Origin of the sequence: Alkalihalobacillus sp. CinArs1, assembly GCF_947387515.1 — a bacterium.
In the GTDB taxonomy this organism is placed as follows: domain Bacteria; phylum Bacillota; class Bacilli; order Bacillales; family Guptibacillaceae; genus Guptibacillus.
Genome location: NZ_CANDOB010000008.1, coordinates 44,096 through 52,278, shown reverse-complemented (window position 1 = coordinate 52,278; position 8,183 = coordinate 44,096). Strand labels below are relative to the sequence as shown.

The following is an 8,183-nucleotide window of genomic DNA, read 5'->3' as shown; positions in this document are numbered from 1 at the left end:
AGAACACGGAAGTTAAGCTCGCGCGCCGATGGTAGTTGGGGGCTCTCCCCCTGCAAGAGTAGGACGTCGCTAGGCAAATGAGAAGTCAGAGCATTGAGCTCTGGCTTTTTTGTTTTGTCTGAAGGCGGTGGTGAGTTATTAGGGGTCTTGATTTGGGGTTTCGCGGATATAATCTTTGAATCGCGGATAAAAGCCCCGATTTCGCGGATATAAATCGAAAAGCGCGGATATATCATGATTATCGCGGATAAAATGAAAATTTCGCGGAAATCCCACGGATTCCCGCCCTCAAAAGGTTTTATCTAAATGTGCTTTTAACAAAGCAATCGTTACAAACAACGCTTCGCTGATAAAAGCACTTTTCCATCCCGATCAACCTCCATTACACCACTCCAGCACCCTATTTTGTTATTTTTTATCTCTTTTACCTTAAGACAGACACGGGATAGGCAGGTGTAACATATCCTTAGAAAGGAACCTTATATTCCTGCTGAGAAATGATAACTGTAATGTATATCTAACATACAATTGGGCAAAGCTTTTATCATGGAGGTGGGACGATGGAGAATTCGGTAAGACAGAGTAAGGGAGAAATCTGTCTTGTTTGTGAAGAAACGCGTTTAAAAGGAATTCATATTTGTGAGCGTTTTATTTGTTATGATTGTGAGAGAAAGGTTATTGAAACCGATACAAGTCATGCAAATTATCAGTACTACTTAGAAAAACTACGTAAATTACGACTCAGTCGTTTAGCATAAGGGGATAGCTGAAAAAGCTGTCTTTTTTTTGTTTATAAAACTGATACATACCCGTGTTATCCCTCTACCTTTACTTCTCGTCTTTGCTAGATAATGATAGAATAATAGTATATGGGTAACGATATTTTAATAGATAGAAGTGGGATAGATGAGAGACCAAAACAGAGTACCACTACTAGAAGCATTATCAGTTTGGAGCAAGAGGGATCCAATATCTTATCATGTGCCAGGTCACAAAAATGGTGCGATCATTCCAGCTATGGAACAGGCAGAAGAAGTATTTAAGCATGTGATGGCGATCGATGCAACGGAGCTTACTGGGCTTGATGATCTGCATGATGCATATGGAGTGATAAAAGAAGCTGAAGAGTTAGCTTCTGAACTATACGGCAGCGCACAAACTAGATTTTTAGTTGGAGGTTCAACAGCAGGAAATCTAGCGATGATGATGGCGGTATGTCAGCAGGGTGACACTGTTTTCATTCAAAAAAACTGTCACAAGTCTATAATAAATGGACTGAGGTTAACAAAAGCAAAGCCTGTCTTTATTTCACCGGAAATGGAACATAGGAGTCAGGTTGCGACTGGGATTACAGTTGGAAGTCTTAAAGAGGCAATAAGAATATACCCAGAGGCACGTACACTAGTGCTAACAAACCCTAATTATTATGGAATGTCGGTTGAAATAGAGAAAGTGATTGCGCTCGCTCATGAGCATCATCTTACAGTAATTGTAGATGAAGCGCACGGAGCCCATTTTGGAAAGTCTGGCTATTTCCCAAAGAGTTCGATCGCACATGGTGCGGACCTTGTTGTCCATTCTGCTCATAAGACCCTTCCTGCGATGACGATGGGAGCGTACTTGCATGTTGTGAATGAAGACTACCGTTCGAAGGTAAACGACTATTTACAAATCCTTCAGTCTAGCAGTCCATCTTATCCGATAATGGCTTCACTTGATTTAGCTAGATATCACCTTTCGTCCTTAACTCATGAACAGTTAACACAGATTGTTTCTGAGGTCGATTGGTTTAAGAAAAGTCTAAATCATATAGATGGTGTTACTGTAATCGATCATGCTACTTCATCAGTCAGTACGATTGACCCGTTGAAAGTAACGGTTCAAGTGAAGGGGTTATCAGGCTTTCAATTAGCTGATGAGTTAGAACAAGAATCTATTTTTCCAGAGCTAGCAGATTCGTTAAACGTTCTCCTCGTTTTACCACTTGCGCCAAAACAAGAAAATTATAAGAAGACGATTCAAGTATTCAAGGAAATCGCATTAAAATCTCGAACGAATCCCGTGATTTCCTACAATATAGAAATAGATAAAGAAATCTCGACTCCTGCTTATTCTTTTGAAGAATTGGAGAAAATGAGCAAACGAGAGATCGAAGTAAAGGAAGCAATAGGAAAGATTTCTGCAAAAGCAGTGATTCCATATCCCCCAGGAATTCCGGTAGTTATGCCTGGTGAACGTTTTACAAGTAAACATGTTAAGTTCCTTCTGAACGTTTTATCCGAAGGTGGTCATGTACAGGGGATGATGGGGAATACTATAACGATTGCACTAGAAGAGGAGTAAAGCATTGAAAGGTTTATTTATAACGTTTGAAGGTCCTGATGGAGCAGGGAAATCGACACAGGTCCAAAAGCTTGCCGAGTATTTAAGTGAGGAAAACATCCCTTTTATTCATACAAGAGAGCCAGGAGGAACCGCGATCAGTGATAAGATCCGATCGCTCATTCTAAATCCTGAGCATGCCGAAATGGTTGATGAAACAGAGGTATTATTGTATGCCGCTTCTCGATCTCAACATGTAAACGAAAAAATCATTCCAGCACTAGAGGAAGGTTATGTTGTGTTATGTGATCGTTTTGTTGATGCATCGATCGCCTATCAAGGTGTTGGCCTTGGTCTGGATGTCGAATCGATCAAGATGATCAATGAATTTGCGACAGGGGGGTTAACCCCAGATCGGAGTTACATGATCGATCTTCCTGTAGCAATAGGGAAAGAACGTATGGTTGCTAGGAACCAACTCGATCGTATCGAGCAAAAAGGAACAGACTATCATGAGAAAGTGCGCGGCGCTTTTCTAGAACTATACGACCAAAATCAAGAAAGAATTACACTTGTGGATGGCGATAACGAAGCGAATCAGATTTTTCAGGTGATAAAAGAGGATTTTGTAGCGCTTTGGGATAACTATTGTAGTAACAAAAAATAACGAGGTCATGCTCGCCGCCGAGGAGGGATTATCATGAAATTAGTGATGGCAGTCGTACAGGATAAAGATAGTAATCGCTTATCGAATGCCCTGGTTGACCATAATTTTCAGGCGACCAAGCTTGCGACGACCGGTGGATTTTTACGAGCAGGTAATACGACGTTCCTTATAGGAACTGAGGACCACAGGGTGCAAAAGCTTCTTGATATCATTAAGGACAATTGTCAGAGCAGGGATCAAATGGTGGCACCTGTTTCACCTATGGGTGGAAATGCTGACTCTTACGTGCCGTACCCAGTTGAAGTATCGGTTGGAGGCGCTACTGTTTTCGTATTACCTGTAGAAGCGTTCCACCACTTCTAAAATGTGTTTGGAATGAGTGATTGAAAATGACGGATTGGAAGCAATTAGAAGAGCGACAGCCAACTGTCGTACGGATGGTTATGAATAGTTTCAAGAAGGATAGGCTCTCTCATGCGTATTTATTCGATGGGGGAGCTGGCACTGGCAAAAAGGATATTGCCGTGCACATGGCAAAAACCTACTTCTGCCAAGAGAGAGATGGTATCGATCCTTGCCAAACGTGTAAAGATTGTAAACGAGTCGATTCGGGTAATCATCCAGACCTTCATCTGGTTGAGCCTGATGGCCAATCGATTAAAATAGATCAAATTCGTAAGCTTCAAAAAGAATTCTCTTATTTAGGTGTAGAATCGAATAAGAAAGTTTATATCCTTAATCATTCAGATAAAATGACGACGCAGGCTGCTAATAGCTTGCTAAAGTTTCTAGAAGAACCTGGTAAAATGACGATGGCTATCCTTTTAACGGAACAAAAGCAGCATATACTTCCAACGATTTACTCGAGGTGCCAAGTGCTGACGTTTCGACCTTTATCGGTTAGTAATATCGAAAAAGAACTAGTAAACGAAGGAATCACGTCACAGTTAGCGAAACTAGCGTCACAATTAACGAACGATAAAGGAAAAGCGAAGGAACTTGCGACCGATGACTGGTTTGCACAGGCAAGAGCGATAGTGATACAATTGACTGAAGAGTTAAAGGAACGGCCTCATCAGGTTTTTCTTACGATCCATGATAAATGGCTCGCGCATTTTAAGGAAAAATCACAGCTAGACATGGGGCTAAACCTTATGCTGTTTTGGTACAAAGATTTGATGAAGATACAGCTGCAAGATGAGCGGATTGTCTATGCAGATTATAAAGATAAGCTCGAACGTTATGCCCTTCAATTCCCAAGGAAGAGAATAAGCGAGCATATGATGGCGATACTTGATGCCAAAAGACGTCTGAGCGCCAATACGAACCCGCAGTTTGTAATGGAACAGTTAGTGCTCAGGTTACGGGAGGGATAAGTTTGTGTATGAAGTAGTCGGGGTCCGTTTTAAAAAAGCGGGAAAGATCTATTACTTTGACCCGAATAACCTCCAGGTCTCTAACAAAGAATTTGTAATTGTAGAGACAGCACGCGGAGTCGAGTTCGGAAAAGTAGTAATAGCAAATAAGAAAGTTGACGAAGAAGACGTAGTTCTTCCGTTAAAGAAAGTGATACGCATCGCTGATGAGAAAGATCGTTTAGCGGTTGAAGATAATAAGAGCGCAGCAGAAGAAGCATTTGAAGTATGCGGTGCAAAAATTGAAGAGTACAAGCTGGATATGAAGCTTGTTGATGTAGAATATACATTCGATCGCAATAAGATCATTTTCTATTTCACAGCCGATGGAAGAGTAGACTTTCGTGATTTAGTTAAAGGTTTAGCTTCAATCTTTAGAACGCGAATCGAACTTCGCCAAATCGGTGTACGAGATGAGGCGAAGATGCTTGGCGGTATCGGTCCTTGTGGCAGAATGCTATGCTGTTCGACTTGGTTAGGAGATTTCGAGCCTGTGTCGATCAAGATGGCGAAAGATCAAAATCTCTCATTGAATCCAGCGAAAATATCTGGACTATGTGGACGCTTGATGTGCTGCTTAAAATATGAGAACGATGCTTATGAATCAGGCAAAAAAGAACTTCCTGACGTTGGAAAAACGATCAACACAGGTCAGGGTAAAGGTAAGGTTGTAGGGTTGAATATTCTCGAACGCCTTGTACAGGTTGAACTTTTTGAATTAAATCGTGTGACAGAATATACATTAGATGAATTAATACAAGACGGCGCAGTGTCTACGCAAGCCACAGAGTGATTGAGGTGGAACGGAAGTGGAGAAAAAGGAAGTTTTTTCACGAGTAAGCTCAATGGAGGAACAGATTGGTGACTTATATAAACAACTTGGCGATTTAAAAGCACATCTAGCAGCGATGTTAGAAGAAAATCACCATCTCGAAATTGAGAATCACCACTTGCGAGAGCGGTTGGAGCAAACTTCTGAGCCGAGAGGGAAGTCATCTGGCAGGAAGAAGCGCGGAAAGCCTGAAGTTGGTGAGGGATATGATAACCTTGCCCGGTTGTACCAAGAAGGCTTTCATATTTGCAACCTTCACTACGGGAGTATTCGGACGGAAGGCGATTGCCTCTTCTGTCTATCGTTCTTAAATAAAAAGTAGTGGTACGGTCTTTCCTTTTCTGGAAAGACCTTTTTTTAGACGTTGTTTATCAATAATGAGTTAGGAGAACACGATGATGAAATTAAACGAAGATGAACGTTTGGATTATATTGTAGAGAACGAACTCAGTATTATTCAAAGTCCAAACGTGTTTTCATTTTCACTCGATGCCATCCTGCTTGCTAATTTTGCTTGGGTACCTATTACACGTGGCAAAACAGCTGATCTTTGTTCAGGTAATGGAATTATTCCGCTGTTGTTATCTAGGAAAAGCAAAGTAGCGATCGACGGGTTGGAAATACAAGAGAGACTGTTTGACATGGGGAAACGGAGCGTAGCACTAAATGAATTAAGTGATCAGATCACGCTTTATAATGGAGATTTGAAGGAGCTTCCGGTAGAAATGAAGCGCGAATCTTATGATGCGGTCACGTGCAATCCTCCCTATTTTAAAAGTAAGAAAACGGAGCAGCGTAATCTGAATGAACATTTAACGATCGCGAGACATGAGGTGTTATGTACGCTTGATGATGTGATTCAGGCGTGCAGCAGTCTTGTAAAACAAGGCGGGAAAGTATCCATTGTTCATCGCCCAGAAAGACTGTTGGATATTATGACAGTGATGAGGAAGTATAGAATTGAACCTAAACGGATGCAGCTCGTCTATCCAAAAGCGAACAAAGAGGCAAATATTCTTTTAATAGAAGGAATAAAGGACGGAAAGCCTGATTTAAAAGTACTTCCTCCGTTTGTCGTTTACGAAGACAATGGCAACTATACGAACGAAATGAAAGAATTATATAATGAGCTGTAAGCATGTCGTTTATATATTGAGATGCAAAGACGATAGTTTTTACACTGGGTACACAACAGACCTGGCTCATCGTATATCTCAGCATGAGAGTGGGAAGGGTGCTAAGTATACACGTGGAAGAGGACCGTTTTCACTCGTCTATCATGCCACATACGATACGAAGCGCAAGGCACTTCAAGAAGAATATCGTATTAAACAATTAACCCGAGCTCAGAAAATGTCTCTGATTGAAAAGGAAGTGTACGAGCATGTGGAGTCAACAGAGTTACAAGGAAAGCGAAACAGGTAAGTTATATCTCGTCCCAACGCCTATTGGGAATCTAGAGGATATGACGTTTCGGGCGGTGAAGATACTAAAAGAAGTAGATCTGATCGCAGCAGAAGATACGAGGCAATCGAGAAAATTAACGAATCACTTCGAGATCGAGACGGCACTTACGAGTTACCACGAACATAATAAGGATACGAGCGGTCAAAAGTTAATAGAGAAACTACGGGATGGCCAAAACATTGCCTTAGTCAGCGATGCGGGTATGCCGGCTATTTCAGATCCTGGTTATGAACTTGTCTGTGCGTGTGTGGAGGAAGAGATACCTGTTATACCATTGCCAGGTGCGAACGCAGCAACGACTGCATTGATTGCATCAGGTCTTAAAACGCAACATTTCTATTATTATGGCTTTCTTTCTAGACAGAAAAAGGAAAGAAAAAGCGAGCTTGAGCAGCTAGTACCTATTAGGTCACCAATCTTGTTCTATGAAGCACCTCACCGTTTGAAAGAAATGATCAAGGCGATCTTAGAGGTTCTTGGAAACCGAAAAATCGTTATTGCAAGAGAACTTTCCAAGCGATATGAAGAGTTTGTCAGAGGCACAGCTGAAGAAGTATTAGCATGGTGTGAGGATTCGAATGTTAGAGGCGAGTTCTGCGTGATTGTAGACGGTGGGTCTGGTGAAGATGTTACGCAAGAAGCATGGTGGGAAGGTTATTCGTTAGAAGAACATGTAACCCACTATATTAATGAAGGAACAAAGAGTAAAGAGGCGATAAAGCTAGTTTCAAAGGACCGAAATATCCCAAAACGGGACGTTTATCAAGCTTATCATGTCGATTAAAAACTCTATATCAAAATAAAAGCTCCTGCATCGCAGGAGCTTTTTTGTAATTACTTATTCGTTAGTGCTTTTTGAATTTCTTCAAGTACTTGTTCTGCACCTTCACGGCTTAGAACGATCTTACCGTTGCCGATTGCAAGGTTGTCATCAGAAACTTCTCCAGTTACTTGGCAAGTCATGTTTGGCTTATATTTCTTAAGTACGATGCGGTCGTCATCCACATAAATCTCAAGAGCATCCTTTTCAGCGATGCCAAGAGTACGACGTAATTCGATCGGGATTACAACACGGCCTAGTTCGTCAACTTTACGTACAATTCCAGTAGATTTCATGATACATTTCTCCCCTATTCCCAATTTTTTTATTAAATACGTCATGATTCGACAAATTTCTCTATTTATGGTTTATATAATACCAGTGTTTCCCATAACCGTCAATCCTTTTCAAAGGGTAAATATTTCCTAATATGAAGGTGTTTTTAACGGTTTTTGTGAACTGATACTATGAAAATACGAACTCTTCATGCTATGAAGTTTCGACATATTTTTCGAGATTCCTTCGACAAAATGGGGGTTTGTCGATTCGGTTTTGCGAATCAGTGACATTCTTGCATTTCTACCTTAAATTAGGTATATTTTGATGAAGAAGCACTACCAGTAACTAGCGATAAAGCTTAGGCTATAATGCTAATTGAAT

11 protein-coding genes are annotated in these 8,183 nt (G+C 41.0%); 10 read left to right on the top strand and 1 reads right to left on the bottom strand.

Features of this window, described 5'->3' with window-relative positions; all coding sequences use genetic code 11:
* Positions 1 to 560 precede the first annotated feature (560 nt).
* The 10 genes from PFZ69_RS20375 (at position 561) to rsmI (ending at position 7,487) form a co-directional block, all read left to right on the top strand.
* Complete coding sequence (locus PFZ69_RS20375) at positions 561 to 758, top strand: sigma factor G inhibitor Gin (protein ID WP_270182925.1); 198 nt, start codon at positions 561 to 563, stop codon at positions 756 to 758.
* Positions 759 to 906: 148 nt separating this feature from the next.
* Positions 907 to 2,343 carry an aminotransferase class I/II-fold pyridoxal phosphate-dependent enzyme gene (locus PFZ69_RS20370; RefSeq protein ID WP_270182924.1) on the top strand — a complete coding sequence of 479 codons (1,437 nt, stop codon included), beginning with the start codon at positions 907 to 909 and terminating at the stop codon, positions 2,341 to 2,343.
* Between the two features lie 4 nt (positions 2,344 to 2,347).
* Complete coding sequence (gene tmk / locus PFZ69_RS20365; protein ID WP_270182923.1) at positions 2,348 to 2,989, top strand: dTMP kinase; 642 nt, start codon at positions 2,348 to 2,350, stop codon at positions 2,987 to 2,989.
* A gap of 33 nt (positions 2,990 to 3,022) precedes the next feature.
* Positions 3,023 to 3,352, top strand: coding sequence for a cyclic-di-AMP receptor (locus tag PFZ69_RS20360; RefSeq protein ID WP_224885500.1), 330 nt, complete (start codon positions 3,023 to 3,025; stop codon positions 3,350 to 3,352).
* A 26-nt stretch (positions 3,353 to 3,378) separates the two neighbouring features.
* Positions 3,379 to 4,365 (top strand): DNA polymerase III subunit delta', encoded by a 987-nt coding sequence (holB, locus tag PFZ69_RS20355; protein WP_270182922.1) that lies wholly within the window; start codon positions 3,379 to 3,381, stop codon positions 4,363 to 4,365.
* Between the two features lie 4 nt (positions 4,366 to 4,369).
* Positions 4,370 to 5,197 carry a PSP1 domain-containing protein gene (locus PFZ69_RS20350; protein ID WP_270182921.1) on the top strand — a complete coding sequence of 276 codons (828 nt, stop codon included), beginning with the start codon at positions 4,370 to 4,372 and terminating at the stop codon, positions 5,195 to 5,197.
* 16 nt (positions 5,198 to 5,213) lie between these two features.
* Positions 5,214 to 5,558 carry a DNA replication initiation control protein YabA gene (gene yabA, locus PFZ69_RS20345; RefSeq protein ID WP_270182920.1) on the top strand — a complete coding sequence of 115 codons (345 nt, stop codon included), beginning with the start codon at positions 5,214 to 5,216 and terminating at the stop codon, positions 5,556 to 5,558.
* Between the two features lie 76 nt (positions 5,559 to 5,634).
* Positions 5,635 to 6,372 (top strand): tRNA1(Val) (adenine(37)-N6)-methyltransferase, encoded by a 738-nt coding sequence (locus PFZ69_RS20340; RefSeq protein ID WP_270182929.1) that lies wholly within the window; start codon positions 5,635 to 5,637, stop codon positions 6,370 to 6,372.
* Entirely contained in the window at positions 6,362 to 6,661 is a 300-nt protein-coding gene (locus PFZ69_RS20335) for a GIY-YIG nuclease family protein (RefSeq protein ID WP_270182919.1), read from the top strand. The genes PFZ69_RS20340 and PFZ69_RS20335 overlap by 11 nt, the downstream gene beginning before the upstream one ends.
* The gene (gene rsmI / locus PFZ69_RS20330; RefSeq protein WP_270182918.1) at positions 6,621 to 7,487 is read left to right on the top strand and encodes a 16S rRNA (cytidine(1402)-2'-O)-methyltransferase; all 867 of its coding nucleotides are present in this window, start codon (positions 6,621 to 6,623) and stop codon (positions 7,485 to 7,487) included. Before PFZ69_RS20335 ends, rsmI begins: the two co-directional genes overlap by 41 nt.
* Positions 7,488 to 7,537: 50 nt before the next feature.
* On the opposite strand, the gene PFZ69_RS20325 is transcribed toward rsmI, so the two are convergent.
* Positions 7,538 to 7,819: an AbrB/MazE/SpoVT family DNA-binding domain-containing protein gene (locus PFZ69_RS20325; RefSeq protein WP_270182917.1), complete on the bottom strand. Its 282-nt coding sequence runs from the start codon at positions 7,817 to 7,819 to the stop codon at positions 7,538 to 7,540.
* Between the last annotated feature and the right edge of the window lie 364 nt (positions 7,820 to 8,183).

Excerpts from the sequence above, each read along its gene's own strand:
- PFZ69_RS20375 (WP_270182925.1), top strand. The coding sequence starts at position 561 with ATGGAGAATTCGGTAAGACAGAGTAAGGGAGAAATCTGTCTTGTTTGT.
- PFZ69_RS20370 (WP_270182924.1), top strand. The coding sequence starts at position 907 with ATGAGAGACCAAAACAGAGTACCACTACTAGAAGCATTATCAGTTTGG.
- PFZ69_RS20360 (WP_224885500.1), top strand. The coding sequence starts at position 3,023 with ATGAAATTAGTGATGGCAGTCGTACAGGATAAAGATAGTAATCGCTTA.
- holB (WP_270182922.1), top strand. The coding sequence starts at position 3,379 with ATGACGGATTGGAAGCAATTAGAAGAGCGACAGCCAACTGTCGTACGG.
- PFZ69_RS20340 (WP_270182929.1), top strand. The coding sequence starts at position 5,635 with ATGAAATTAAACGAAGATGAACGTTTGGATTATATTGTAGAGAACGAA.
- PFZ69_RS20335 (WP_270182919.1), top strand. The coding sequence starts at position 6,362 with ATGAGCTGTAAGCATGTCGTTTATATATTGAGATGCAAAGACGATAGT.
- rsmI (WP_270182918.1), top strand. The coding sequence starts at position 6,621 with ATGTGGAGTCAACAGAGTTACAAGGAAAGCGAAACAGGTAAGTTATAT.
- PFZ69_RS20325 (WP_270182917.1), bottom strand. The coding sequence starts at position 7,819 with ATGAAATCTACTGGAATTGTACGTAAAGTTGACGAACTAGGCCGTGTT.